General features: G+C 66.5%; 31 protein-coding genes. 12 read left to right on the forward strand and 19 right to left on the reverse strand.

Features of this window, described 5'->3' with window-relative positions; translation table 11 throughout:
• Nucleotide 1 precedes the first annotated feature (1 nt).
• The 7 genes from J2X52_RS16265 to J2X52_RS16295 all read right to left on the reverse strand — a co-directional run bounded on the left by J2X52_RS16265 (nt 2) and on the right by J2X52_RS16295 (nt 3,622).
• Nucleotides 2–724 carry a hypothetical protein gene (locus J2X52_RS16265; RefSeq protein ID WP_310155792.1) on the reverse strand — a complete coding sequence of 241 codons (723 nt, stop codon included), beginning with the start codon at nt 722–724 and terminating at the stop codon, nt 2–4.
• On the reverse strand, nt 721–1,053 hold the full coding sequence (locus tag J2X52_RS16270; protein ID WP_310155794.1) for a hypothetical protein: 333 nt from the start codon (nt 1,051–1,053) through the stop codon (nt 721–723). Before J2X52_RS16270 ends, J2X52_RS16265 begins: the two co-directional genes overlap by 4 nt.
• 79 nt (nt 1,054–1,132) lie before the next feature.
• Nucleotides 1,133–1,915: a hypothetical protein gene (locus J2X52_RS16275; protein WP_310155796.1), complete on the reverse strand. Its 783-nt coding sequence runs from the start codon at nt 1,913–1,915 to the stop codon at nt 1,133–1,135.
• A gap of 27 nt (nt 1,916–1,942) precedes the next feature.
• Nucleotides 1,943–2,269: a hypothetical protein gene (locus J2X52_RS16280; protein WP_310155798.1), complete on the reverse strand. Its 327-nt coding sequence runs from the start codon at nt 2,267–2,269 to the stop codon at nt 1,943–1,945.
• A 101-nt stretch (nt 2,270–2,370) separates the two neighbouring features.
• The gene (locus tag J2X52_RS16285; RefSeq protein WP_310155801.1) at nt 2,371–2,871 is read right to left on the reverse strand and encodes a hypothetical protein; all 501 of its coding nucleotides are present in this window, start codon (nt 2,869–2,871) and stop codon (nt 2,371–2,373) included.
• A gap of 217 nt (nt 2,872–3,088) precedes the next feature.
• Nucleotides 3,089–3,391, reverse strand: coding sequence for a hypothetical protein (locus tag J2X52_RS16290; protein ID WP_310155803.1), 303 nt, complete (start codon nt 3,389–3,391; stop codon nt 3,089–3,091).
• Between the two features lie 3 nt (nt 3,392–3,394).
• Nucleotides 3,395–3,622 (reverse strand): hypothetical protein, encoded by a 228-nt coding sequence (locus tag J2X52_RS16295; protein ID WP_310155806.1) that lies wholly within the window; start codon nt 3,620–3,622, stop codon nt 3,395–3,397.
• Between the two features lie 202 nt (nt 3,623–3,824).
• On the opposite strand from J2X52_RS16295, the gene J2X52_RS16300 reads away from it, so the two are divergent.
• On the forward strand, nt 3,825–4,490 hold the full coding sequence (locus tag J2X52_RS16300; RefSeq protein ID WP_310155808.1) for a GNAT family N-acetyltransferase: 666 nt from the start codon (nt 3,825–3,827) through the stop codon (nt 4,488–4,490).
• A 73-nt stretch (nt 4,491–4,563) separates the two neighbouring features.
• On the opposite strand, the gene J2X52_RS16305 is transcribed toward J2X52_RS16300, so the two are convergent.
• From J2X52_RS16305 to J2X52_RS16355, 11 genes are all read right to left on the reverse strand, one after another.
• A complete protein-coding gene (locus tag J2X52_RS16305; RefSeq protein WP_310155811.1) occupies nt 4,564–5,286 on the reverse strand; it encodes a hypothetical protein in 723 nt (240 codons plus the stop codon).
• 22 nt (nt 5,287–5,308) lie between these two features.
• Nucleotides 5,309–5,794, reverse strand: coding sequence for a hypothetical protein (locus J2X52_RS16310; protein WP_310155814.1), 486 nt, complete (start codon nt 5,792–5,794; stop codon nt 5,309–5,311).
• The gene (locus J2X52_RS16315) at nt 5,791–7,149 is read right to left on the reverse strand and encodes a FliI/YscN family ATPase (protein WP_310155816.1); all 1,359 of its coding nucleotides are present in this window, start codon (nt 7,147–7,149) and stop codon (nt 5,791–5,793) included. Before J2X52_RS16315 ends, J2X52_RS16310 begins: the two co-directional genes overlap by 4 nt.
• On the reverse strand, nt 7,146–7,817 hold the full coding sequence (locus J2X52_RS16320) for a FliH/SctL family protein (protein ID WP_310155818.1): 672 nt from the start codon (nt 7,815–7,817) through the stop codon (nt 7,146–7,148). The genes J2X52_RS16315 and J2X52_RS16320 overlap by 4 nt, the downstream gene beginning before the upstream one ends.
• A 24-nt stretch (nt 7,818–7,841) precedes the next feature.
• A complete protein-coding gene (locus J2X52_RS16325; protein WP_310155822.1) occupies nt 7,842–8,465 on the reverse strand; it encodes a hypothetical protein in 624 nt (207 codons plus the stop codon).
• A gap of 3 nt (nt 8,466–8,468) precedes the next feature.
• Entirely contained in the window at nt 8,469–9,215 is a 747-nt protein-coding gene (locus J2X52_RS16330) for a hypothetical protein (RefSeq protein ID WP_310155824.1), read from the reverse strand.
• A gap of 61 nt (nt 9,216–9,276) precedes the next feature.
• Nucleotides 9,277–9,699 (reverse strand): hypothetical protein, encoded by a 423-nt coding sequence (locus J2X52_RS16335; RefSeq protein ID WP_310155825.1) that lies wholly within the window; start codon nt 9,697–9,699, stop codon nt 9,277–9,279.
• A 36-nt stretch (nt 9,700–9,735) separates the two neighbouring features.
• Nucleotides 9,736–10,059, reverse strand: coding sequence for a hypothetical protein (locus J2X52_RS16340; RefSeq protein WP_310155828.1), 324 nt, complete (start codon nt 10,057–10,059; stop codon nt 9,736–9,738).
• A 65-nt stretch (nt 10,060–10,124) separates the two neighbouring features.
• Nucleotides 10,125–11,378 (reverse strand): FHA domain-containing protein, encoded by a 1,254-nt coding sequence (locus J2X52_RS16345; protein ID WP_310155831.1) that lies wholly within the window; start codon nt 11,376–11,378, stop codon nt 10,125–10,127.
• An 84-nt stretch (nt 11,379–11,462) separates the two neighbouring features.
• Entirely contained in the window at nt 11,463–13,580 is a 2,118-nt protein-coding gene (gene sctV / locus J2X52_RS16350) for a type III secretion system export apparatus subunit SctV (protein ID WP_310155834.1), read from the reverse strand.
• A 214-nt stretch (nt 13,581–13,794) separates the two neighbouring features.
• A complete protein-coding gene (locus J2X52_RS16355) occupies nt 13,795–14,220 on the reverse strand; it encodes a flagellar biosynthetic protein FliO (protein ID WP_310155837.1) in 426 nt (141 codons plus the stop codon).
• A 69-nt stretch (nt 14,221–14,289) separates the two neighbouring features.
• Here J2X52_RS16355 and J2X52_RS16360 point away from each other — a divergent pair, with 69 nt between their 5' ends.
• From J2X52_RS16360 to J2X52_RS16390, 7 genes are read left to right on the forward strand one after another with little or no spacing between them, the layout of a single operon-like run.
• Nucleotides 14,290–15,399 (forward strand): ATP-binding protein, encoded by a 1,110-nt coding sequence (locus tag J2X52_RS16360; RefSeq protein WP_310155840.1) that lies wholly within the window; start codon nt 14,290–14,292, stop codon nt 15,397–15,399.
• A 3-nt stretch (nt 15,400–15,402) separates the two neighbouring features.
• Nucleotides 15,403–15,999 carry a response regulator gene (locus J2X52_RS16365; protein ID WP_310155844.1) on the forward strand — a complete coding sequence of 199 codons (597 nt, stop codon included), beginning with the start codon at nt 15,403–15,405 and terminating at the stop codon, nt 15,997–15,999.
• Nucleotides 15,992–17,056: a type III secretion system cytoplasmic ring protein SctQ gene (gene sctQ / locus J2X52_RS16370; protein ID WP_310155846.1), complete on the forward strand. Its 1,065-nt coding sequence runs from the start codon at nt 15,992–15,994 to the stop codon at nt 17,054–17,056. The genes J2X52_RS16365 and sctQ overlap by 8 nt, the downstream gene beginning before the upstream one ends.
• 3 nt (nt 17,057–17,059) lie before the next feature.
• Complete coding sequence (locus J2X52_RS16375) at nt 17,060–18,061, forward strand: EscR/YscR/HrcR family type III secretion system export apparatus protein (protein ID WP_310155848.1); 1,002 nt, start codon at nt 17,060–17,062, stop codon at nt 18,059–18,061.
• A complete protein-coding gene (gene sctS, locus J2X52_RS16380) occupies nt 18,058–18,324 on the forward strand; it encodes a type III secretion system export apparatus subunit SctS (RefSeq protein WP_232117257.1) in 267 nt (88 codons plus the stop codon). The genes J2X52_RS16375 and sctS overlap by 4 nt, the downstream gene beginning before the upstream one ends.
• The gene (gene sctT, locus J2X52_RS16385; RefSeq protein ID WP_310155852.1) at nt 18,324–19,109 is read left to right on the forward strand and encodes a type III secretion system export apparatus subunit SctT; all 786 of its coding nucleotides are present in this window, start codon (nt 18,324–18,326) and stop codon (nt 19,107–19,109) included. The genes sctS and sctT overlap by 1 nt, the downstream gene beginning before the upstream one ends.
• Before the next feature lie 47 nt (nt 19,110–19,156).
• Complete coding sequence (locus J2X52_RS16390; protein ID WP_310155855.1) at nt 19,157–19,294, forward strand: hypothetical protein; 138 nt, start codon at nt 19,157–19,159, stop codon at nt 19,292–19,294.
• A gap of 697 nt (nt 19,295–19,991) precedes the next feature.
• Here the strand turns inward: J2X52_RS16390 and sctU are convergent.
• Entirely contained in the window at nt 19,992–21,194 is a 1,203-nt protein-coding gene (sctU, locus tag J2X52_RS16395) for a type III secretion system export apparatus subunit SctU (protein ID WP_310155858.1), read from the reverse strand.
• 283 nt (nt 21,195–21,477) lie between these two features.
• Between sctU and J2X52_RS16400 the strand changes: the two genes are divergently transcribed.
• The 4 genes from J2X52_RS16400 to plsB all read left to right on the forward strand — a co-directional run bounded on the left by J2X52_RS16400 (nt 21,478) and on the right by plsB (nt 26,344).
• Nucleotides 21,478–21,792, forward strand: a complete 315-nt coding sequence (locus tag J2X52_RS16400) for a hypothetical protein (protein WP_310155861.1) — start codon at nt 21,478–21,480, stop codon at nt 21,790–21,792.
• A gap of 93 nt (nt 21,793–21,885) precedes the next feature.
• Nucleotides 21,886–22,563, forward strand: a complete 678-nt coding sequence (locus J2X52_RS16405) for a hypothetical protein (RefSeq protein WP_310155864.1) — start codon at nt 21,886–21,888, stop codon at nt 22,561–22,563.
• 66 nt (nt 22,564–22,629) lie between these two features.
• Nucleotides 22,630–23,550, forward strand: a complete 921-nt coding sequence (locus tag J2X52_RS16410; RefSeq protein ID WP_310155867.1) for a hypothetical protein — start codon at nt 22,630–22,632, stop codon at nt 23,548–23,550.
• A 43-nt stretch (nt 23,551–23,593) separates the two neighbouring features.
• A complete protein-coding gene (plsB, locus tag J2X52_RS16415; protein ID WP_310155869.1) occupies nt 23,594–26,344 on the forward strand; it encodes a glycerol-3-phosphate 1-O-acyltransferase PlsB in 2,751 nt (916 codons plus the stop codon).
• The last annotated feature ends 33 nt before the right edge of the window (nt 26,345–26,377 follow it).

The following is a 26,377-nucleotide window of genomic DNA, read 5'->3' on the forward strand; positions in this document are numbered from 1 at the left end:
ATCAGCGCTCCTCGAAGCCTTCTGCGGTAAGCGTGAACTTGGCGAGATCGTTGTTCGAAATGCGTTCGAAATCCTGCCGGACCGTCTGTTTGAACGCATCGGCGCTTGCCCCACCCGTCGCCCGCACGCGCGCATGTTCACGCGTCAGCGTGGCCGCCATCAGTTCGTAGACGCGGCGCCGGAGTTCGAGTTCGCTGGCCGATTCCCTGGACCGGGCGCCGCCCGCGGCCCCTTCGATCTGGCGACGCACGCCTTCGGCCTGCGCAGGCGAGGCCTCCATGCCGGTGTAGGCCTCCCAGTTGGCGAGAAACAGGAGCGCATTGGCCGACACCAGGTCACGGGAGAAACCGAGCGAACGGTAGCGCTGCTCAAGCCACGCATCGGCTGCGCCGGATTGCACATAGGCCGCCACATCGGACACGGCCAGTCCGCTCAACGCCGCCCAACGCTCGGCGAAGTCACGATCGGCCGGCTGCCCGGACCCGGCGTTCGCATCCGGACCCGCCTTGCCCTCGGCGATGCCACGCTGAAACCCGGCCTCGTAGGCTTCAAGAAAATCCGGTGTACGGGCTTCCGGCCGATGCCCCCCGCCATGCCCTTCGCCATCTCGCGCATCGCTGTCGGGGGCGCAGCCCGCCATCAATACGGTGGCCATCAGCAGCGACACGACGTGGCGTCGCCGCATGCGGCCGGGCCACCCCATGCGCGCAGGCTGCGCGGTCATCGCGCGCGCGCGTCCTGACGCCCGGCATCGAATGCCCATGCCTTCGCGCTGTCCACGCCATCACGCGCCACGCGCTCGAGATACTCCGCTTCAAGCGCGAGCAGGCGCTCACGCCGGCTCATTCCGCTTCCCGCATAACCGCGGATCGGCCGATCGGACGCCCCGTCCAGATCCGCCGCATTGCGCAGGGCCGACTGCGACATCGCGTTCTGACCGTGGCCCATTCCCAGCTGCTGGGTCGCGCCCGGATCCCATTGCGCCAAGGTCGGCGCCGCGGCCCATACCGATGCGGCCACAATCGTCGTCATGATTCCGCTTGATCTGCTCATCGAATCACCTCGTCGAAGGTTTCAAATCGCGCATCCGCCGGAGACCGGATCACAACCGGGCCACCGGCGCACCAGGACCTCACCCGACACACACCGGGACTTGGACAGTGCTCATCGAGTCGCCGCCGATATTCGCGATCATGCGCGGCTGATAGTGGACAACACGGCAGGGCGTCCTGGCGCTCGCAGGCGGCTGGGCGCGCGAGTGCTCGACCCCGCCCGGCGCCTGATGCCGCAGTGTGTACTCGAACACGAACCCCACAATCCCATTGGCAGCGGACCGGGAGTCGGCAGGCGGGCCGATCCTGACCACCAGATCAAATGCGTCCGCGCTGAGCTGCCCCGAAAAGGCGTACCGGTCCCCTTGAAACAGTCCGCCTCCAGTGATGACCCCATCGGTGTCGATGCGAAGTTGTAGATCAGCGCCCGTGGCCAGCCAACTGCCGTCCTGGACGCCGCCCTCCATCACAAAGCCCGCACTGCCGGTGGGCGCCGGATCGCGTCCAGAACCCGCCAGATCTCCGTAGACCACCAGTCGTGAGCGACCGCCGGAAAGCGATTGAAACTCCGCTCCGCCCCGGCCACTGCGACGCATGGCATCGGTGTCCGGCAGTTCGGCATACACCTCGAGCGGGCCTGTATACGGCCGCTGCTCGAATACGGGTGGTGCCCCGGAATCGACGGCGCATGCACTGCCGAAGAAAGAAAAGCAGAGCGGCGCGCACAAGGCCCACGACTTCAAGCGACGCAGTGCCATCTCGGCGCCCCTCGATATTCGATGCATCCACATTCGCGATGCTGGCTGATCACGCAAGGTTGCAATCATTCCGTATTCCACAACAGGAAAGGGCCAGGCGGACATCCACCTGGCCCTTTCTGTATCCGCCGCTTACTGCTTGCGAGCGTTGGCGGTCAGGCCTTCACCGATCGACTTCAGAGCGGTCGAAATGGTGTTCGACAGCATGCTGAACATCTGTGACTCAGCCTGAAACTTGGTCTGGAGTTCACTGAACTTCTGCGCATCTTCCTTGCTGTCGGAGCCGGAATACTTCTCCATCTCCTTCGACGTCTGGACCATGTTGCCGGCCTTCTCCCCCAGCATCGTGCCCAGCGCTTTCGCCATTGCGACCAGCCAGGACTCGCCGCCACCGCCCGACTCCTTTGTGGCATTCAAGCCGGCGGCGCCTACCGAAATGTTGACATCTACATTGACCATTGGGATGACTCCATACGTGGTTGAAAGGAATCCGGGTGACGCTTTGCGTCTATGTCTCGATCATGCATGCCGCCCCTCCCGGTCGCCAGCTGGGGCGTACCCTAGGCAGCCGAGCCGGACGCGGCATTCAGCGCCAGCCAGGCACGCGCGGCGTCTTCGCCCTGCTCGCGGGAGATACGCGCGAACTCGAGTGCGCGATTGACCGCATCGTTCTCGAACACGCTGTAGACCTGTGTAAACGCGCGCTCCACCTCTTCGCCGCCAGTGCTGTCCAGCAAGCCGTGCGCATTCAACATATTGATAGCGTCGGTCACCTCCGCACGGACATCGCCGGCTGACGCGCCGTCCACTCCAACCTGTCCTTGCTGCTGTAGCGCCTCGTCCATGCGCGCCAACATACTTTCGCGGCTGGCAGCATCGATGTCGCGCTGTTCCCGCAACTCGGCTTCAAACCTGCTCAGCAGCGAAGCCCGCAATGCGGCGAAGTCGGTGTCCTGGGAAGATGCGGCTGACATAGGGGACGATTCCTTTTGAGTGGGCGTGCGTGCATCGCAGTGAAACGCGGCGCGGCGATGCGAGACGGCAGAGTAGATCGATCGCATATGACGGGCGCGTCATACAACTGGACTCCGATCATGACGACTGGCGCGACGCCCTGCATCTAGGTGCGCCCCTAGTGCGCGACAGCGGATCCGGGAACCCGGAATCCGAGCGTCGTCGTCGGGTATCGGCGGGACTTCGTATTCACCAAACAGAAACGGGGCCGCGTTTCCGCGGCCCCGCTTTTCCACACTGTCAGCGTGCGGTTTTCCGATCGGATCAGGCGTCGCTTCTGGCGGAGGTCAACGAGTCCACCATCCGCCTGGCATCAGTACCTTCCCGCTCCCCCATCTCGCGGGAACGCTGACCAAGCCAGACATCGGCAGCCTCTCGACCGTCGCGTTCCACACGTTCTTCGTATTCGGGCACCAGCGCCTTGAGCTCGACCTGCACCGCTTCCAGACGCTCATCCATGTGCCGGATGAGGGTGTTCTCATCATCCGCGTCGATCGCACCCTGCTGCCGGAGCTGGGCAAGACCATCGATCCACGCCTGCCGCTGGGCCTGCTGGTCGTGCTGCATGGATTACTTGCCGCCGATATTGAAGTTGAAGTTGAAGCCGCCCTTGAAGCCTTCGCTGACCGCATCCTGCGCCGACTGCGGCAGACCCAGACCATCAAACAGGCCACTGAGGGCCGAATCGAAGAGCTGGCCGACCAGGTCGCCGAGCAGGTTGCCCACGAGGCTGCCGAGCGGGCCGCCGAGTGCGGTGCCGACCAGAGAACCAATACCGGAGAAGACGTCGCTGGACATGATGAAACTCCTTTGGATTGAAAGAAAAAAACGCTTGTAAACCCTGCGCGCCAACGTTTGGGATCTGGACTCAACGTGCGCGACTGCAGATGCAGTGTCTTCCCATTGCGTCCATACGACAGCTAGGTCGTACCCCATCTAGGGTGCGCCCTAGTTCACGCGCTCTCGACACACCCCAGTTCTACCGCGCTATAACGGCGACATGCCGACGAACCCCACGCAACCTGTGGCCCCGACATCTGATCCGGCGCCCCCTGCCTTCTCACGCGACGACCTCCCCGCGGAAGGCCGCGACTATCCCACCGAGGAGCACCTGCGCTCGCGCCGTCTGCGGCTGCATGGTTTCGCCTTCCGGCACGTGATCGACCTGCTGCAGCTGGGCCGCGAGGAACGCGTCACCCGCATGCTGCTCGACGATCCGATCGCCACGCTCGACGATGCGATGGGCCTGGTGGTGTGGGCGAACAAGCTCTACCGCGAACGTCCGGGCCTGGGGCTGTGGCACACGCGGGATCGGGCGGGCCGCTTCATCGGCATGTTCTCGCTGACGCCGAGCGGCGATGCGGGTGATGTCGCGATCGGGGTGCGGCTACTGCCTGCGGCCTGGGGACGCGGTTATGCGATCGAGGGTGGCGCCGCCTTGTGCACGCACGCGTTCGAAACGCTGGCAATGCCGGCATTGATCGCGCAGTGCGCACCGGACAACCGTTCGGTGCCGCCGCTGTTGTTGCGCCTGGGGTTCACGGAGACCGCGGGGGGCGCGCAGTTCGGAAATCCGGCCCGGCGGTTCCGCATGGCGCGGGCGGACTGGCGTGGACTCCGCCCCCGACGCGAGACGCCCGTGGTGGAGGCCGGCGACGCATCGTAAGGAGGCGATCCACACGGATCGCCGGAGCGTGCTGCCCTGCTGGAATGCCCGCGCACCACGGCGCCGACGCGGATCAGCCGTGGTAGTGCGGATCGATCGTCAGCGTGCCGAGATTCTGCTGCGCGAAGCGCTTCGCGAGCTGCGGGCCTGCCTCGCGGATCGCATCGAAGCTTTCGCGCGAGCGGCTGTCGGCGCGCAGCACCCAGCCGTCTGCGTTCTTGCTCAGCAGCAGGTCGGTACCGGGCAATGTGGCGTCGGACATCCGCAGCAGCACCTGTCCGTCACCACCGGGATCGCGGGCATCATGCACCGCCATCTGCCGCACGTGCTTTTCCATCATGTCGAACAACTGGCCCGCATTGGAGGCTGCCGCTGCAGGTGCTGCCGCGGGCGCGCCGTCGCGCAGTGCCATCTGGGCCTGCAGCATCGCGGCCGATTCCATGCCTTGCGCGTGCTGCGAACCGAATCCGTTGTCGTGCTGCTGGCGGAAGCTGCGTGCGTCGACGACATCTGACAACGACTGCCGCGACTTGAACGCTTCTTGCTGACTGGCCAGTTCCGCCATCTCGCCCTCCTGCAGTTCGCCTTCGCCCTGCAGCATGCCGCTGGCCAATTCCGCCTCGCCCTGCAGGCCCGGCATGTCGCCACGTGCCTGCTGCATCATCGAACGGAACTGGTCGACCCGTTCGCGCGGCGGCGCGTCCTTGGCATCGGCCTTGGCTTCGCGGTCGACCTGACGGTTACGCGCAGCCTGGTCCGGCGGCCTGGAAGCGGAATCGTTGCGTTGTACGCTCATCATCGTCTCCTCGTGTCCGTGCCTACTGCTTGCGCGCCATGTATCGCGCCTGCATCAAGTCTTCGTTGACCGCTTCTTCCTGCCGTTCGAACAGTCCACGCTGTTCGCGCTTCCACAGATCGCGGCGTTTCTCGAGCGCATCCTGCCGGCCCTTGGCACGGAAGAACGCATCACGCGCGTCCTGCACCGCGGTTTCAGCCTGACGCACCGCTTCCTGGGCTTTTGACAGTCGTTGCTGCGCGCCGACGATCCGCTCACCGAGCAGATCGATGTGGGTCTCGCGCTGTGTCAGCGCGGCCGGCCACGGCACACCCGATGGCGGTGGATCGAGCAGACGCGCGCGGTGCCCGCTGCGGTCGCGCTCCAGATCCGTGAGTTCGCCCTGCACGCGCGTACAGGCTTCGATGCATTGCTGCAATGCGCGCTGTTTCTCCAGCACCACGATGCGCGCCGCTTCGGTCCGGTGCTCGCGCAGTTGCAGCAGTGTCTGGAGCGGGTAAGGTTTCATCCGAACAGTTTCCGCAGCGCGCCGGACGATGTTTCGAACGGCACCAACTCATGTTCGGATTGCTGCAGCAGTGTACGGATCGGACCGATCTTCTCGATCGCAATGTCGGCGTCCGGATCGGTACCACGCTTGTACTCGCCCAGCTGCAGCAGCAGTTCGATGTCCTGATGCTTGGCCAGATACTTGCGCAGTTGCCCGGCCGCGCGCAGATGCGGCTGGTCGACGACACGCGGCATCGTGCGGCTCAGACTGGTGAGCACGTCGATCGCCGGATAGTGGTAGGCCGCAGCGAGTTTTCGCGACAGCACGATATGACCGTCGAGGATCGAGCGCACTTCCTCGACGATCGGATCACCGCCGTCCTCGTCTTCGGCCAGAACCGTGTAGAACGCGGTGATCGAGCCCTTGTCGTTGTTGCCTGCACGCTCGAACAGCTTCGGCATTTCGCTGAACACCGATGGCGGGAAACCGCGACGCGCCGGCGGCTCGCCGATCGCCAGGCCGACGTCGCGCAGCGCACGCGCGAAACGCGTGACCGAGTCGACCAGCAGCAGCACGCGCTTGCCCTGATCACGGAAATGTTCGGCGATCGCGGTGCCCACCCACGCCGCGCGGCTGCGCTCGAGCGCCGGGCGGTCGGATGTCGCAACGACAACCACCGACTTCGCGAGTCCTTCCGCGCCCAGGTTGTCGCTGATGAATTCATTGACCTCACGGCCGCGTTCACCGACCAGCACGATGACGTTGACGTCGGCATCGCCGCCGCGGGCCAGCATGCCGAGCAGCGTGCTCTTGCCGCCACCGGCGACGGCGAAGATGCCGATACGCTGGCCTTCACCCGCCGTCATCACCGCATCGATCGCGCGCACGCCGGTGGAGAACGGCCGATCGATCAGCTTGCGCGACAACGGGTTGGGAGATGCGGCATAGATGGGCGCGTCGATGGTTGCTCCCAGTGAACCCTTGTCGTCGATCGGCGCGCCATGCGCATCGAGTACGCGACCGAGCAAGCCTTCGCCCACCGGTACTGAGGCCTGCTTGCCGGTCGCATAGACCTCGGTCGTCGAGGCGATGCCGTCCAATGGTCCAAGCGGCGTCAGCAAGGTGTGCTGCCTTGCAACGCCGACCACTTCGGCGGCGAGTTCAAAACTGCTGTTCCCAGGGTTACGCAGATAGCAGAGCTCACCGATCGCGGCGCGCAGCCCCGTCGCCTTGATCAGCGTGCCATAGGCCTCGCTGACGCGGCCCACGCGCTCGATGGCTTGCACCTGCCCGAGCGCGTGCAACAGCGGATCGCTGACGACGGCGCTGGCGCCGAGTTCGTCGAGCAGCGACAGGGCGGGGCCGGGATTCATGCGCTCGCCACCGCACTGGCCTGGGCCAGCGCCGTCCGGATCGCCTCGATCTGCTGACTGACGCCCGCGCGCACCTCGCCGGCCTCGGAGACGACCACGCAGCTCAGCGGATCCAGACTCTCGTCGTCGACCAGCTCGATCACGCCGACGCCCGGGTGCGCCTGGCGCACCGCGCCAAGGCCCTGCTCCACGCCAGCGCGCGCATCGGGATGTACGCGGATCATCAGGAACTGCTCGGCCTGCGCGGATTCGACCGCGCGCATCACCAGCGCCGGCACGACCTTCGAGGCCTCGAAATCCGGTGCGATCCGCGCGACGATCGCGCAGGCGAGATCGCCGATGCGACCGGCCGCATCGCCCAGCACGCGCGCGCGGCGCTCATTGAGCGAGGCCAACTGCTCGGTCATCTGCTGCTTCACGCGCTCCAGGCCTTCGGCGAATCCTTCCGCATAGCCCTGTTCGCGCGCCTTCTGTACTTCCGCCTGCGCCTCTTCATGGAGTGCGTTGACCCGCGCCAGCAGGGTGTCGAGTTCGCCGAGCGATTGCCACTCCGCGGCGCGCACGATCGGCGCCGACACACCGCGCCGAAACTCGCGGCGTTCGAAGACCACGGCCGCGCCCGGGGGGCGTCGATCGGGCGGGGAGGAAGTGGTGTCGGGGGTCGGCATGCAGGCTCCGGGACGTGGACGGGATCAGGCCGCGACCGCGCGATTTTGATGGTGCGTGTGGACGACGAGCAGGGGCTTTTCGGGCAGATGCGCGAGAGGCAGTTCGCCCGGCGGATGCATCAGTTGCGCCCAGTCGGCGAGCGCGGGTTCGCGCTGGCGCGCCCAGACCTGCAGTTCCGCGCGCCCCTGCCGCTCGAAGGCGTCGAGCAACCGGGGACCGCACGTGTCGGCGCCCGCCAACGCCTCGGCCAGGGCTGCGGCCAGCCGGCCCTGCAGCTGTGGATCGACCTTCGCATCCCAAACGCTGCGGTCGAGTGCCAGCAGGTAGCTGGTCCCGAGCACCGACTTGACGCGCTTGACCGCATCCCGACGGATCTCCGCTCGGATCGCCGGGGCATACGCCAGCACGCCCAGGTCGCGATGCAATGCCAGTAACCGCGCCCGGTTCCAGCGCGCGATCACTGCCGAGAATCCTTCGGGAGAAGGTGCGAGCAGATGCGCGGCCGGGCCGTCCGCGAGGGCGCCGGCCAGCAAGCGACACCCGAGACGGCTGCTGCGTGCACGCTGCAGCAGCGCGTCGTCCAGCCCCGCCCCGTCGGCTTCATACCACCGCGGATCGACCTCGGCGAGCAGCGCATCCAGCGACACGGCTCAGCCCTGCCAGCGCGCCGGCGGGGTTTTGTCCGCAGTGGCGGGCTTGCGGGCCTTGAGGCGCCCAGCGAATGCGAATGCCACCGCCAACAGCGCGACGACCAGCGCCGCGATGACGATCGCCATCGGACTCACCGCCGACAGGGCCATCGCCGTCCCGCTGGACGATGCGGCCTCCGGCGGCGCCGGCATCGAGACGAACTTCACTGAAACCTGATTGATGTCGGTCAGGCCTTCGACGCCGTCCTTCACCACGATCTTGATATCGGCCTCACGGTCGCGGACATTCGCGCCGGCCTGCTCGAAGATCCACACAGCGGCCGAAGTCTTGCCATTCGAGCCACCGAGCGGATCGCGCTCGGGCAGTGCGAGATGCACGCGCGCCCGTGCGACGCCCGGGAGCATCGTCAGGGTGTGGCTGATCTCCTGCTGCAACGCATGCAGATAACGACCGCGCTCGTCGGTGGCCGAAGAGGCGAAGCCCTCCTTCTTGAAGATGTCGCCAAGGTTCTGGAAGTTCTCCCGCGGCAGGCCGCGCGAACCAAGCACCGCCATCGCCTGCGGAATATCGCCTTCGGCGACGAACACGTCCCAGCCGACCTTGGTGGCCGACGGCTTCTTCTGGGCCTGGATGCCCGAGCCGATGAGCGCACCCATCATCTCGTTGGCCTGGCGCTCGTCCACCGAACTGTAGAGCGCCGTGCCGCCGCAGCCGGCGAGCAGCAGGCAGGCGAGCAGCATGCCCATCCACGCGGACCATCGTTTGGATACGCTGGGTTGTGAAACGCGCATGCCGGTCACCTCTCGATCAGGACTGCTGGCGGAACAGCTGCTGGATACCATCGGACGTCCGGTTGGCGACGTTCGACGTCATCTCGCACTGGAACAGGAAATGGTGGGACTTCATCGTCATCTCGATGACCTGACCGGGCGTGAGTTCGCCCGAATTCTGGGTCATCGTCTTGGCCAGATCCTGGATGCTCGAGGCACCACCGTTGAGGTTGTCCATCGCCGACATCACCATACGCATGCCTTCGGAAGGCTCCGATGCGCCGACGCTGGCCACACCTTGCGGCGCATTCGACGCCGCGGCGGAACTCGTGCCTGCCCGGTCCATCGCCTGGGCGAACTGTCCGACCTCGTACGCGGCGGCCACCGGCTGGTGGGCGCCCGCGCCCGATGCCCCCTGTGCCGCGGCTTCGAGTCCAACGGCCTGGATCGCGTCGACCATGATCTTCTCCTTGCTGCTGTTGTCTGCGGGAATCGCTTACTGCTTGCGGCCCAGCGTTTCGAGCGCCTGGCCCACGCTGTTCTGCGAGGTCGACGCGTTGTTGGACAGGAACTGCATGCGCAGGCTTTCGGCGGTCAGCTGGACCACGTTCGACGGCTGGTCTCCGCCTTGCCCGATGACGTCGGAGAGGTTGGTGATCTTGGTCGCCTGCTGATCGAGGGTCTGGCCCCAGGCGCGCGACATGGCTTCATACCAGCTCGACGAGCTTGCACCTCCGCCCGCCTTGCGCACGCCGGTGTCGCCCTGCATCGAGGCGCGACCGATGAAGCTGCCGATCTGATCGTTGGAAATCGTAGTCATGGGAAGTACTCCTAGCGGTGATCTGGAAGTGGTTGCGGTGTTGAACGTGGTTCAAATGCAGGCGGTCACTGCTGCGTCGGCGACGCAGGCGCGCGATTTGCCGAGGCCGTCGGCACCGGCACGCCCTGGCCCGCGTTGACGTTGGCGACAACGGATGCGAACCGGGGATCGCCGGATCCGTCGCCCGCACCGGCGGTCGCCGTCTGTGTGGCGTCGTCTTCAGGTGCGGGGGGCGGGCCGGGAATGATCTTGATCGTCGTGCCATCGGCAGCCAGCACATGGGCGAATTCGCCGATGGCCACGAGCATGCCCTTGCCGGGAATTTCCTCGCCGGCCACGAATCGACGGCCGTCGGAAGACAGCAGGTGCGGATTGTCGCCCCGCACAATCTGCACGATGTGCGCCTCGGGCGGCGCCTGGGGCTGTGCCGCGTCGTCCTGCGGCAGCACGCCATTCGGCGTCCGCGGGAGGATGCGCTGCACACCCGGAATGTCGGCGATTGCCCGGGAGCGGGCCAGCTGCTCGATCTCGGCGCCATCCTTGAATTCACCGACGACTTCGACATCGCCATTGCCGACGTAGCGGGCCTGCACCGGAATCGACTGTCCGCGGAACATTTCCGCGACGTCGTTGGCGATGTGCTCGCCGGTCCGGATCTGCAAGGTCGCGTCGATGTTCTCTGCGCGCACCTGGTCGCGCAACCGCTCGAGCGTGGCGATGTCGTCGACGGCCCCGGTGACAGTGGCGCCACCATCGGGCGCATCGGCGATCTGCACATTGGTCACGCGGTGATCCTGCAGCAACGCCGACAGCCGCTCGCGCTGGTCCGGCCCCTGGTCGGGCGCAGGAAGCACGGCCGCGAAGATCGCCAGCGAGGCGAGCGACAAGGCTGCGATGCCACCGATCCACGGCAGCTTGCGCACGAAGCCGCTGCGCGGCGCCTGCGTAGCCTCCTCGTTCGGCGCGAACACGGTCACGAATTCGTCCCAGGCCGGGTCGTTCTCGCGGCCGAAGGCAAGCACGGCTTCGCCGATCCGGACCTGCTGCACAGCCGACAGCTCAACCGGATCACCCGGATGGATGTCCAAGGCACCGACCTTGACCGGCGCATCGAGCGCACGGACGAGGAACCGGCCACCAACGAGACTGATCAGCGCGTGGTGCGCGGCGACAGCATCGTCGGCCAGCACGATGTCGCAGTCCTCTCCACTGCCGACGAGAATCATCTCCTCGTCGGCCAGCACGCGGCTTGCGCCTGCGTGGAGGCCGTCGACGATGCGCAGCACATTGTGTGACTGGGTTTGCGTGTGTTCGGTCATGTCAGCCCTCTCATCGCCTGCGCTGCGCCTGCCGCCGGACATCCGGCGAAGACGGCGCGCATGCCCCGTAATGATGCGATTCGGTCATGCATTGATCTGGCCCGCCTGCACGATGCGCAGGTCCGGTGCGAGTTCCTGATACGACAGCACAGGCAGATCGAAGAAATCGACCTCCATGAGCTTGCGCAGATGCCGGCGCACGTCCAGTGAGCACAGCAGCACCGGCTTGATGCCGGGTGCCTGACGGCCCAGGTGCGCGCGCACCTCGTTGCCCAGGCGTCCGGCCAGTTCCGGCGAGATCGCAAGCTGGCTGGCACCGCCCGCCACGCGGACCGATTGCCGCAGCTTGTCCTCGAGTTCCGGATGGATCAACAGTACATGCAGCGTCCGCTCGTCATCTGAATAGCGATCCGCGATTTCCCGCTTCAAGGCAACGCGTACGTACTCGGTCAGCAGCACGACGTCCTTTTCGCGGCCGCCGACGTCGGTGATCGCCTCGAACGCATCGCGCAGATTGCGCACCGGCACGCCTTCTTCCGACAGACGGCGCAGCACATCGGCCACGCGCTGCGGGGCAACCACGCGCAGCATTTCCTTGACCAGATCCGGATAGTCGCGCTGCATCTTCGCGAACAGGTTGGATGTTTCCTGGATGCCCAGGAAACCGCCCATGCGACGGCGGATCGCAGCGGTCATGTGCGCGCCCAGCACCTCCAGCGGCGGCTGCGTGCCCTCACCGCCCTGCACCCATTCGCCTGCGACCACCGCCGGATAGAAACCCGGCAGCCTGTTGGCGTCCAGAGCGGTCGCCGGCTGCGGCTGCAGCACCGCATCGCTGCGCAGTCGCCCGGTGGCAATGCGCGCACCGAACGCCGTCAGGCGGTACTCGTCTTCGCCGAACGTCGCCACGATGCGCAGCGACGGCACCGGCACCGGCACGCCGTATTCCTCACGCAGGCGCTGGGCGATATCGACCGCGCGCGCCTCTAGATTGTGCGCACCCAGCGACTGCGCCAGCAATGGCGACACCTGCAGCTGCAGCGGCGCGGGCGGCGCCAGATCGTCATGCTCGACCGAGGCGTGCATATCCGCAACCACTTCTTCGTCGGTCACACGGAACGCACGGCGCAGCAGTTCGAACTGGTAGCGGTAGTGGTAGGCGCTGAAGGTCAGCAGGCCCAAACCGAGGACCAGGAACACCGGCCACGGAAAACCCGGCACCAGAGTCATCAGCAGGGCGAGGATGCCGGTGATCAACACCACGCGCGGCTGGTTGGAGACCTGCCGGGTGATCGCGTCGCCCAGATGGCGATCTTCAATCTCGCCCGTGGTCCGGGTGACGACCAGGCCGGCTGCGATGGTCGCCAGGATCGCCGGAATCTGCGACACCAGGCCGTCGCCGATGGTCAGGATGCTGTAGACGCGCGTCGCCTCGGCCAGCGGCATTCCCCGCTGGAGCACGCCGATCGCCAGGCCACCGAGCAGATTGATCAGGATGATGACGATGCCGGCGATGGCGTCGCCCTTGACGAACTTCATCGCGCCATCGAGCGAGCCGTGCAACTGGCTTTCGGTTTCGAGCAGGCGGCGCTTCTTGCGTGCCTCGTCCTTGTCGATTAGGCCGGCGCGCAGATCGGAGTCGATCGACAGCTGTTTGCCCGGCATCGCGTCCAGGGTGAAGCGAGCCGCGACCTCGGCCACGCGCTCGGCGCCTTTCGCGATGACGATGAACTGGACGACGGTGATGATCAAAAACACCACCATGCCGACGACCAGATTGCCGCCGGCCACGAGGGTGCCGAAGGTCTCGACGATGTGGCCGCCCTCGGCATGCAGCAGGATCGAACGGGTGATCGCGATCGAGATCGCCAACCGGAACAGCGTGGTCAGCAGCAGCACGCTGGGGAAGCTGGAGAACGCCACCGGGCTGGGGATGTAGATGCCCAGCAGCAGCAGACCGAAACCGATCGAGATGTTGACCGCCACCAGGGTGTCGATGATGACCAGCGGCAACGGCAGGATCATCACGCTGATGATCGTCACCGCGGCAAAGGCCAAGACGATGTCGCTGTAGCCCAGCTTGCCGCGGGGCGCAGCGCCCGCGGGCGCGCCGATCAGGGTGGCGAGGAATGCCTTCACCGCGCCGCCGTCCAAGAGATCGGGACGACGCTCGAAGCGCCGCCTGTCCGGGCGACGACGCACGTGCCGGAAACGGCCGCTCCACTCACCCTGGTGTCCATTCGGCGCATAAGCCCCTGCCCTCGTGCGTCACATTGTGCCCCTGTACGATAGTCACCCTATGTTATGTACAGGTAAAACCCATGTTGCAAGGAGGTTCCAGTCGAACTGTGGAATGCGTGTGAAACCGTTTGCGACCGAGCAGAGCTGAGATAAAAAACTCAAGCGTCACAGTGACTTAACGATTTCCGGCGATATTGGACATTGAATGCGCGGTGGCCACGGAGGCCGCTGCGGCGGGGTCGCCCAGATCCTCCATGTCGAGATCCGTGATGAATGTCACAGAGTGGGCCCCCACGCCGATCGCAAACACCCGGCCGGCGCGAGACTTGACGAGCACCACGCGCTCCCGGGGACCTACAGGCAGGATCTGCAGCACCGACAGCGGGGCATCAACGCCTGACAACCCGTAGCGTCGCCGCACCACCCGCAGCAGGAACACCAGGCCCGCGATGATCAGGACGAGGGGAATGAGGATGGCCAGCAACTCTCCGATGAACGAGTCGCTTTGCGGCCGGGAGGATGCGGTGGCGGCCTGCGCCGACACGGCGGGCAGCACGGCGGTGGATATGAGCGTGAAACAGGAACGGGCGACGCGGATCATGGGCTCTCACGGAAGGGACACCCCGCTGGTGCGCGGTCACGTTAGCAGTCAAACGATGTCGCGCAGCGCATGACGCCGCCGACCGGAACGCGGCGCGCGCGGCCGGCCGGAAGTGCCGCCGCAGATGTCGACAAAAGCGCCGCGGCGCTGACCGAGGTGCTCGCAGCGGTCCCCTTCGCCTGCGCCGCATTCGACCGCGGCACCGGCGTGCGCGTGGCCGCGAACTGCCGATTCGAAGGCGATCTGGGCACACTGCCCGGCCATGCGCAGCGCGACGCCTTGCTGGCGACGCTCTACGGCGACGTCACCGGCGATGCGCGCGGCGAGGAAGTGCGCGCGCCCGGCAGCGGGCGCTGGTATGCCCTGCACTGGCGGGACCTCGATTGCGGTGGGCGCGCCCTGTCGCTGCTGACGGCCGTGGACATCAGCGAGCGCATCGAAACGCTGGATTCGCACAAGTCGCAGCAGGAGAAGCTGCTGTTCACCTCGCGGATGATGTCGGTCGGCGAAATGGCGGCGACGCTCGCCCATGAACTCAACCAGCCGCTCGCCGCGATCGTGAACTATCTCAACGGCAGCCTGCGACTGGTCGACCAGGCGGGCGGCCCGGTGCAGGTCGAACGCGCCCTGCAGGCCGCGCGCACCCAGGCCGAGCACGCCAGCGCGGTGATCGCCCGCGTGCGCGAGTTCGTCCGCGCACGCGAACCGCGGCGCGATGCGCAGGATCTGCCGCTGATCGTCGACACCGTGCTCGAACTGCTGCGACTGGAGGCCGAACGCCTGCAGCTGCGTGTGGAACTGGCGCTCGCGCCGCAGCTGCCGCAGGTCTACGCCGACCGGGTGATGGTCGAGCAAGTCCTCCTGAACCTGGTCAAGAACGCGATCGAAGCCATGCGCGAAGTCCCCGCCGCGCAGCGTGGCCTGCGCATTGAGGCGCGGGTGAATCTGGATGGCGATGTCGAGGTGCGGGTCTGCGACCGCGGACCGGGGCTGAGCCAGGCGGAGAGCGAGCAGCTGTTCTCGCCGTTCTACACCACCAAATCGGATGGACTCGGTATCGGTCTGGCGATCTGCCGTTCGATCATCGAATACCACGAAGGCCGTCTGTTTTTCGAGGCCAGGGATGGCGGCGGTAGCGTGTTCGGGTTCACGCTACCCACCCCGGACAGGAGGATCTGACGCGTGACCGCAATCTGTGTCTATCTGGTCGACGACAACGACGGCTTCCGGGACTCCACCGCGTGGTTGCTGGAAACCGCCGGTTTCGAGGTGCGCGCATTCGCATCCGGCGCGGCGTTCCTGACCGTGTTCGACAGCACCCGCCATGGCGATGGCGAGTGCCTGGTGTCCGACATCCGCATGCCGCAGATGAGCGGTCTGCAGTTGCAGGACGAACTGCTGCGCCGCGGCTCCACGTTGCCGCTGGTGTTCGTCACCGCGCACGGCGATGTGCCGCTGGCGGTCGAGGCGATGCGCAAGGGTGCGTCGAACTTCCTCGAAAAGCCGTTCAGCGATGATGCGATCGTCGATGCGATCCGCAACGCGCTCAGCCGCGAACGCACGCAGGCAGGCTCGCCGCAGGGGGACGCGCTGGCGAAGCTGAGCCCGCGCGAGCGTCAGGTGCTGGATCTCGTAGTCGCCAGCAAACCCAACAAGATCATTGCCGACATCCTCGGCATCAGCATCAAGACAGTCGAACTGCATCGGGCCAACATGATGAGCAAACTGGGCGTACGTTCCCTTCCCGAACTGATGAAGGTGGCGCTGGGTCATGGCTGACGCGACGGCTGCACCCGGCTCCCCGGCCGCCCCGCACGCACCGCTGCGCGAACGCCTGCCACGGCTCTCGCCGCTGCAGGCCGAGGTTCTGCGCGGCCTGCATGCGCGCGCCCGGCACTGGACCACGCCGACTGGCGTCCTGCGCCTGCGCAGCGGTCGGGCGCCGGCCGTCGCCACGATCGACGGCGGGGTGTTCGAACTCGACGCCGATGGCACGCGCCTCGCCCTGCAACTGGCGTCGCCGCCGCGCGCGGACGACGACGGCCTGCACTGGCAGGACCATCGCGGCCGCGCCCGCGTACTGGCCTGGAGCCTGATGCACGAAACCACGCTGGTGCAGATCAGCGAAGCGCTCGGCACCTCGCTGCTGCCGCTGCCCGATGCGCCGCTCGAAGCACCCGCGACCGACGCCATCTGGCTCGCGCTCGACTTCACCCCTGCCGATGGCAGCGCCGCGCTCAGCGGCGCGCTGCGCGCGCCGGCCGCCTGGCTGCAGGCGGTGCTCGCCCGCACCGATGCCGAACCGCGTCCGCCAATCGATCCGGGGCACTGGCGCCAGTTGCCGACCCTCGCAACCATCGCGCTCCCCGCGCCAGCGCTCACGCGCGCGGATATCCGCGGCCTGCGACCCGGGGATGTGATCGTCGTCGGCCACGTCAGGATGCCCCCCCTCCACGCGAATGCGGCCGGCCTGCGCTGGCCGCTCCGAGCCGCACCCGATGGCTGGCGCATCGACGGCCCGCCCACCCCACGCCCCCGCCACCAGGAGACGCCCCGCATGAGCGAGACCGACGCAACCGAAATGCCGCAGACCGAAGACACGCCCGCCGTCGAAGATCCATCGGGGCGGTTGCCGGTCGAGGTGGAATTCGAAGTCGGCAAGGTCGAACTGCGCATGTCGGACATCGCCGGCCTGCAACCCGGTTACGTGTTCGCATTGCCGACGCATCTCGAAGGCGCCAACGTCACCATCCGCGCCAATGGCCAGATTGCCGGTCAGGGCGAACTGGTCGCCGTGGGCGATACGCTGGGCGTCCGCCTGCTGTCCTGGAGCTGAGGCATGGATTTCAGCACCTTCTCGCCTGCCCTCGTCCTGGTCACGGTGGTCAGCCTCGCGCTGGCACCGTTCGTGGCGGTGATGGTCACGTCGTTCACCAAGATCGTCGTGGTGCTGAGCCTGCTGCGCAACGCGCTCGGCCTGCAGCAGGTGCCGCCGAACGTGGTCATCAATGGCCTGGCGATCGTGCTGTCGATCTACGTGATGTATCCGGTGATCCTCGATGTCCAGGACGCGGTCAATGCGCGTCTCGAAGGCCGGCCGCCGCCGGCCTCGGTGCAGCGCCAGATCGATGCCCGCGCACAGCAGCAGGCGATCCGCGAAGGTCGGCCGATCGACGTGCGTCCCGCGGCGGCGGCACCGGCTGCCGAAGCCGACGCGCCGGCGCCGACCAGCCCGGCGGCCGCCGACGCGCTTGCCGCGGAGGCGCAGGCGCAGGGCACGCCAGCGGATGTCGACCCGATGTTCGCGGCCGTCCGCGGAGGATCGAGCAACGATCCACGCGAAGCGGAACCGGCGGAGCAACCTACAGGTCTGGCCGAGCAGGTGACCGCCCCCGGCGCCGCCGCGGGCAGCGCGCCGGCCGCGGCGGGCGGCAGCTTCGACACCAACCGCATGCTGCTGATGATCGATGCCGGCAAGGAACCGCTGCGCACCTTCCTGATCCAGCATTCCAGCGATTCCGAGCGCGCGTTCTTCCTCCGCAGCGTGCAGCGCATGCTGCCGCCCGAGCGCCGCGACGGCCTGACGCCCGACGACTTCATCGTCATCGTGCCGGCCTTCACCGTCAGCGAGCTCACCGCCGCGTTCCAGATCGGCTTTCTGATCTTCCTGCCGTTCCTGATCATCGATCTGGTGGTCGCCAACATCCTGCTCGCGCTGGGCATGATGATGCTCTCGCCCACCACGGTCTCGCTGCCGTTCAAGCTGCTGTTGTTCGTGCTGATCGACGGCTGGGCCAAGCTCGTGCACGGCCTCGTGCTCACCTATGGAGTGACCACATGAGCGACGTGCTGGAGTTCACCAAGGAGGCCCTGTGGCTGGTGCTGCTGCTGTCGGGCCCCCCTGTGGCCGCAGCGGCGTTGATCGGTCTCGTCGTTGCGTTCCTGCAGGCCGCCACGCAGTTGCAGGAACAGACGTTTCCCTATGCGCTGAAATTCCTGGCCGTGGTGATCACGCTGTTCGTCACCGCTTCGCTGATGGGCGGCACGCTGTACGTGTTCGCCGACCGCATCTTCATCGATTTCCCCGGCCTCGTTCGACGCTGATGGACTTCGGCACGAACCCGATGCTGGCGCTGGCACTGACGCTGCCACGCATCGCCGGCGCGTTCCTGATGCTGCCACTGCTGACCACCGAAACGGTGCCGGCGATGGTGCGCAACAGCTTCATGGTCAGCTTGGCGATCGTCGCGATTCCGATCGCGCTGGCAGGCGCGCCATTGATCGAGGCGGCGGGCACCTCGCACTGGTCGTTGATCGTGCTCAAGGAAACCTTCATCGGCATCTCGATCGGGTTCTGCTACGGCATCGTGTTCTGGGCGATCAGTTCGGCCGGCGTGATCATCGACACCCAGGTCGGCATGTCGATGGCGCAGATCTTCGATCCGATCCAGGGCCACCAGACGTCGCTGCACGGCGAATTCCTGTCGCAGTTCTCGACCTGGCTGTTCATGGCCAGCGGGGCGTTTATCGTGTTCCTCGATCTGCTGATGACGAGTTACACGGTCTGGCCCGTGATGAGTTTCTTCCCCGATCTACGCATGAGTGGGATGGCGTTGTTCGTCGGCCAGTTCGGCTACATGATGACCGCGATGCTGCTGATCGCCGCGCCGGCGATGGTGATCCTGCTCGTCATCGACCTGTCCTTCGGCCTGGTCAATCGCTATGCCCCGCAGCTCAACGTGTTCGCGCTGACGATGCCGATCAAGGCGTGGCTGGCGACGGCGATCATCCTGTTGATGATCGGGGTGTTCGTTGAAATTGTGATGACGCGACTGGTCGACAACAGTGGCTTGATCGAGGCGCTCAAGCACGCGTTCAGTGCGACCTAGGCGCCGACGCTTCAACGCGTGCACGTGCGTTGAGCTTCGGCTCTGACGTGAGCTCTGCCTCTGACCTTTGCTTTGGCTTTGGCTTTGGCTTTGGCTTTGGCTTTGGCTTTGGCTTTGGCTTTGGCTTTGGCTTTGGCTCTGGCTCTGGCTCTGGCTCTGGCTCTGGCTTCCAGCTTTTGATTTGAATCGAGCCGTAGAGCGAGCCGAGCACCGGAGCCTGGCGTGGCCGAAGAGCAGCCCATGTCTGAGCGCAGCGAGTTTGGGCTGCGTGCCGCGTCAGGCGAGGAGCGGAGGGTACCGATGCGGCTCCATCGCATCGGCTCGCGTCCGGCGAAGACGGTTTTGCTTACTTTTGCCAAGACAAAAGTAAGCCGCGCGACAGCGCGGAAGCCCTGTACTTGATCTTCGCTTCTGCGATTGATTCATCTGCCTTCGCCCCGAACATCGAAGCCGCAAAGCGACGAGCGAAGAGCCTCAAGCAAGTGCAGGGCTTTCGCCCGCTGCGCGTGCGAGTCCCTTTTGGATGGACCCAAAAGGAACCAAAAGGTCCCTTCGCCGGACGCGATCCGCCGCGATACAGCCGCGGCGGTCCCCTGCGCTTCTCGGGCGACGGGGCACGCAGCCCAAACTCGCTACGCTCAGACATGGGCTGCTCTTCGACCCCGCCGCCCTGCGATGCTCGGCTCGCTCTACGGCTCGATTCAAGTCAAAAGCACAGCAAAACCCAGAACCAAAGCCGAAGCCAAAGCCAAAGCCGAAAGCAAAGGCAAAAGCCGAAGCAGGCTTGAAACGCGAAAAGCAGGAGCCCCGCATCAGCGCGTGCCGGGCGCGCCCGGAAAGAGCCGAAAAGGAAAAGCGGCGCCTCGGCGCCGCAACACATTTCTATAGCATTGGATCCCGCGGATCCTCAAACCGGACCGTCACTGCCGGATCATCCGCCAGCGGCGGTGGCAACGCCTCGGGATCCGCCAGGCCGATCTCCTCGCGCATGTCCGGCGGCGGGTCGAACTCCGGCGGCTCCGGGCGATGCTCGCCCATGCGCACGCCTTCGGCCCAGTACAGCACCTGCGCGACAGCTTCGAAGAAGTCGTCGCTGATGTAGTCGTCGATCTCGACGCGCGCATTGAGGCCGCGTGCGAGCGGAACGTTTTCCAGGATCGGCACGCCGGCTTCCTCAGCGACGCGCTTGATCTCTTCGGCCACGTGGCCCTCACCCTTGGCGACGACGAGCGGCAGGTCGTCGCCCTGTTCGTACTGCAGTGCGACCGCGATGTGCGTGGGATTGGTCACGATGACATTCGATCCTCGGACGGCATTGAGCATGTTCTGTTGCGACCACTCCTGGTGCAACTGCTTGCGGCGCTGCTTCACATAGGGGTCGCCTTCGTTCTCCTTGACCTCCTGCTTGATGTCGCGCCGGCTCATGCGCAGCTTCTTCATGTACGAATACTTCTGGTACGAGGCATCGACCGCGGACACGAAGAAGAAGACGAAGATCGTCCAGATGCCGATCCACTTGAGCGCATGCCAGATGGCGCTGCCCATCGCGGCAGGTTGCGCAAACGGCAGGTGCAGCAGGCTGGGCAACATGCCCCACAACACGAAGCCGCCGATGGTGAGCAGCGCCGCGCTCTTGAGCACGCTCTTCACGAGCTCGACGAGGTTGTCCATCGAGAACATCTTCTTGATGCCGCCGACCGGATTCATCTTCGACACGTCCGGCGTCACCTTCTTCATCGACAGGACCGGGCCGACCTGCAGGAACTCGACGATCAAGGCCAGCAGCACCGCGAGCAGCAGCAGCGGCAGCGTGACGGCGAGCAAGGTCTGGGCCGCCAGCGGGCCGATCGTCCGCAGCGCGATGTCGAAGGGCTGGTTCATCACATTCAGACTCTGATCGAACAGCCCGCTGATCCGCCGGAACATGTAGCCCATCAGCATCCAGCCACCGGCCAGCCAGCCCATGATGAGCACGGTGCTGGTCAGCTCCCGGCTCTTGGCAACATTGGCGTCCTTGCGCGCGTCCTTGAGCTTCTTGCTGGTCGGTTTTTCGGTTTTGTCGGCGCCCTCGTTCTCTTCGGCCATCCGCACTCCGATCGATCGACTGCGCGCGGTATCGCGCGTGTGGACCGGAGGCTAGCATGGGCACACCGCAGGTCCGGTGGCGGGATGGACGGTCCGTCGCCGGTAAAGGCAGCACAGCCGCGGCCTGCGCTGTCGAAGCGGGATTCAGGCCCGGGCGCCAGGCCAAGGGCTTGCGCGGCACCCTAGGGGTAGCCCGAGATAGGCGTTCCATGGCAGCGGCGTTACAGTCCCGCCATCGCCGCAGAAGCGGTCATTCCCGAAAGGTTTCCAGGTCTCCGTTCCGATGAGCAGCATTCCGTCCGACGTCAGCTTCAATGCCGCCAGCCTCGACCGGTTGGGCGGGCATGTCGCGCTTGACGACCTGCGCCAACAGCCGGGTCACGGGCTCGCGCCGGCGGATGGTGGCTATGCGGAGGCCCCGCGGGGGCCGCAGGCCGATCCGGGTGAGGATGTGCTCAATGTCGCGGCCTGGGCGGGCGTGGCTGTTGGCGCCCGGCAACTGCCGGGCGATCTGGCATTCGAGGCGCGATTGTCCGCGGTGGACCTGTCGCAAGCGGCCGACCAAGGCGCCGACGCCATCCTCGAAGCACTCGCCTGAGGGTATCGGGCGCGCCTGCGGCACAGATTCCGCCCGCGGCTGGGTTAAAGTCCTGACGCTTCGACTTCTGCGCCTGCCGCACACCTCCCCGCCATGACTGCAGTCCCGTCCGCGCATGCACTGCGTGCCGCCGCCGATCGCATGGTGTCGGCGCTGGCGGCGCATGCCGATCCCGAGTACCGGCTCACGGTGCTCAAGCGATTGGTGCGACGGCTCGGCGAGGACCGCTACCCGGTGTTCCTGCGGCTGCTCGGCGTGGTGGCGGAAAGCGATGACACCCGGGCGCAACGTCTGTTGGCCGACACCATCGGCACCGCCCTGCGGCGCATGGACCTGCCCGGCGGCGCCCTGAGCTCTTGGGGCGCGACCCGGTTGCCGGACAGCACCGCCCCGGTGTCGGCCAGCGATTTTTCCGGGCAGTTCTTCGGCGGCACGCCCCGGCGCATGCTGGGCCCTGTGGAGTACCTCACCGTCTGGCACCTGCAGCGCACCCAGCGCACGGCGCTGTCGGCCGAGACCTTCCACACCAGCCTGTCGCGGATGATCGCGCTGCTGAACCAGTCGGAGGATGCACGCACGCTGTATCCGCAGAAGCTGGCCGTGGACGCGCAGAACGAGCTGGAAGGTGCGTATACCCGCGCCACGCGAGAGCGTCTGGCGGCGATCGCCAGCGCCTGGAAGGCCGGTCGCAGCCCGGACGAGATCGCCCAGGCCGCGCTTGATGCCCGCGCGACCGACACGCCGCACGGCTGGGTGCTGCGCGACCTCTGACCAACGCGCTTGTCCGGTCATCAACCGGCTTGCAAGATGCGATGTCCGGCTTCAGAGAATTCAGCCATGCCACCCTCCGCCTGCGCGCCCGCCCGGCGCCGCGCCACCACTGCGTTGCTGCTGCCGCTGATGCTGTGGCTGGCGGCCTGCCAGCGCGAGGATGCGGTCGAGGTAGCGCCTACGACCGGTGCTGCGACCCCGGTGGAGGCGGTGACCCTGCTCACGGCGCACCTGCGCGCCGGGGATCTGGCCGCGTTTGCGCAGGACGCGGCCACGCCCGATCTGCAGCCCGAACTCGACGCGGCCTGGCGCGCGGGCCGCACACGCTGGCCACTCGACGAGCTGCCACTCTCGGCGCAACTGCCGTCGGTGCTGGCGGCGTTGAACGCGCCACAGGCCGAGCGCGTGCTGCTGCAGACCTTCAACCGGCAGTTCGCCGGCGCCGAGCGGGAGATGCGCTCGGCCGCGGTAGGACTGGGCGGCTTTGCCATCCAGTACCTGGAACAGGGCGGCGACTTCAGTGAGGACGAACGTGCGCACTACACGCAGTTGATCGCCGCCGCCAGCGAGTGGGCCACTGCCGCGCCGCTTGCCGACCGCGGCCGCGCACGGGACACGATCGCCGCACTGGTGGCCGCCGCGAAGGAAGGGGGTCTCGCCAGCGACGCGGCCTTGGGCGCCGCCGGCATGCACGAGGGGCTGACCCGGTTGTCGCCCCTGTTCAATGCCGGCAAGCGTCGGCTGGCCGCCTACGGACTGGATCTGGACCAGACCTTCGACAGCGTGGAAGCCACGCTGGAGAGCCAGACCGGCGACACCGCACGGGTCCGCATGCGCTATCTGCTGGCGGGCCGACCGGTCGATGCGGTCATCGCCGTCGAGCGCCATGAGGGGCGCTGGTACCTCAGCGACTTTCTGACCCATGCCCGACAGGCTGCGGCGCCACCAGCGACCGCCGCACCGGCACCTGCGCCATCGGAACCCTGAGTGCGTGCCCACGGGTGCGGCCGGGACGGGCGGCTTGGGCATAATGCCGACGATGCCTGACCAACCGACCCTCGAGTTCCCGGACGGCGACAACGCCCGGCGCGCCGACCAGCGCCCGGCCGATGACGTCGTGGCCCCGCTTGCCTCGTCCGGACCCACAGCGGATACGCCGTCCGCGAACGACGGGCCGGCGCCTGCATCCGGTGCGACACCTGCAGAGGACGGGCCGACGGTTGCCGGCATCGCGCCGGGCGCGTTGCCGGTGCCCCTGGCTGCGCCGCGCCGCGCGGCGCGTCGTCCGTGGTGGGCCGGCCTGCTGGGCCGGATCATGCGTCCATGGATCGGCCTGAAGGTGGAACCGCAGACGCCCGAGGCGCTCGTCGACCACCGTCCGGTCTGTTACGTGCTCGAGGACTACGGCCTGTCGAATGCGCTGATCCTCGAACGCGCGTGCCGGGAGGCCGGCCTGCCGTCCCCGCTGCAGCCGCTGCCCGGCGATCCGCTCGGCCGCAAGCGCGCCTACGTGGCGCTATCGCGACGCAATGCCGGCGGCGCACTTGCAATGGCCACCGGCCAGCCACAATCGAAAGCGACGCACTCCGAATCGCTGGCCCGTCTGCTCGAAGCGCATCGCCGCGATCACGCGCTCGACGTGCAGGTGGTGCCGGTCTCGATCTTCGTCGGCCGCTCGCCGGACAAGAACAACGGCTGGTTCGCGGTGCTGTTCTCCGAGAACTGGACCATCGTCGGCCGTTTCCGCCGGCTGCTGGCGATCCTGCTCAATGGCCGCGACACCCTGGTGCGCTTCGCCGAACCGGTCGACGTACGCCCGCTGCTCGCCGAGGGTCTCGATCCCGAGCGCACAGTGCGCAAGCTCTCACGCGTGCTGCGCACCCACTTCAACCGCGTGCGCGAAGCGATCATCGGCCCCGACCTGTCGACCCGCCGCCTGCTGGTCGACAAGGTGCTGGCCTCGCCCGCGGTCAAGGACGCCATTGCCGACCAGGCGCGGCGGGACAACAGCAAGCCCGAGGACGCGTGGAAGAAGGCGCACGCCTACGCCTACGAGATCGCGGCCGACTACTCGCACCCGGTGGTGCGTTCGGCGAGCTACCTGCTCACCACGGTGTGGAACCGCATCTTCCGCGGCGTGCTGGTGCACCACATCGACACCTTGAAGGCCGCCGCGCCCGGGCACGAGATCGTCTACGTGCCCAGCCACCGCAGCCACATGGATTACCTGTTGTTGAGCTATCTGCTCTACAACCGCGGCATCGTGCCGCCGCACATCGTCGCCGGCATCAATCTCAACCTGCCGGTCATCGGCACCTTGCTACGCAAGGGCGGTGCGTTCTTCATCCGTCGCTCGATCCGGGGCAACGCGCTGTATTCGACAGTGCTGGCCGAATATGTCGCCCAGCTCGTCGCCGGCGGGTACTCGATCGAGTACTTCGTCGAGGGTGGCCGCTCGCGCACCGGACGCCTGCTCTCGCCCAAGGGCGGCATGGTGTCGATGACGCTGCGCGCATTCCTGCGTCAGCCCACCCGTCCGGTACTGTTCCAGCCGATCTATGTCGGCTATGAAAAGCTGATGGAGGGCGGCAGCTATCTCGACGAGCTGTCGGGCAAGAGCAAGAAGAAGGAATCGATCTGGCAGCTGCTGTGGAGCATTCCGCAGGTGCTGCGTTCCAACTACGGCCAGGTGGTGGTGAACTTCGGCGAGCCGATCGCGCTGGCCGATGTGCTTGCAGAACATGCGACCGGCTGGGACGGCAAGGCAGTCGCCGACAGCGAACGCCCCGAATGGCTGTCGCGTACGGTCGACGTCATCGCGGAGAAGATCAACGTCAACATCAACCGCGCCGCCGACGTCAATCCGATCAACCTGCTGGCGCTCGCGCTGCTCTCGACGCCGAAGCACGCGATGGGCGAGGCCGACCTGCTCGCGCAGATCACGCTCTCCAAGCAGCTGTTGGTGGACGTGCCGTACTCGGATCGCGTCACGGTGACACCGCACACGCCGCAGGAAATCGTCGCGCACGGCGAGGAGATCGGTGTGCTCGAACGCGTCGCGCATCCGCTCGGCGACGTGTTCCGCGTCGACGACGAAAACTCGGTGCTGCTGACCTATTTCCGCAACAACGTGCTGCACCTGTTCACCGCCTCGGCATGGATCGCGTGCTGCTTCCTGCACAACCGGCGCATGAGCCGGCACACGCTGCTGCGCCTGGGGCGCACGATGTATCCCTTCCTGCAGGCCGAGCTGTACCTGCCCTGGGACGAGGACACCTTCGCCGAGCGCATCGCCCTGACACTGGAAACCTTCGAGCGCGAAGCCCTGCTCGAGCGCGTCAGCGACGAGGACGACGGCATCTACGCCCGCAACGCCGGTCAATCCGATGAAGTCTTCCGCCTGCGTGCACTGAGCCACCCGCTGCAGCAGGCGTTCGAGCGCTACTACATCGCGATTTCCGTGCTGGCCAAGAACGGCCCCGGCACGCTCGGCGCCGGCGAACTCGAAAGCCTGTGCCAGCTCGCCGCCCAGCGCCTGTCGCTGCTGTACGCGCCGGCGGCGCCCGAGTTCTTCGACAAATCCCTGTTCCGCGGCTTCATCCAGAAACTCCGCGAACTCGGCCTCGTCAAACTCGACGGCAACAGCAAGCTCGTCTTCGACGACCGCCTCGCGATCTGGGCCAAAGACGCCAAGGTCATCCTCGGCCGCGAGCTGCGGCATTCGATCGAGAAGGTGAGCCCGGAAGCGGTGAAGCCAGAGGCGCTGTCGGCGCCGCAGTGATTCATCAAACGCGGTCGGATGACTCGCGGGAGG

The organism is Luteimonas sp. 3794 (assembly GCF_031456825.1).
GTDB lineage: Bacteria > Pseudomonadota > Gammaproteobacteria > Xanthomonadales > Xanthomonadaceae > Luteimonas.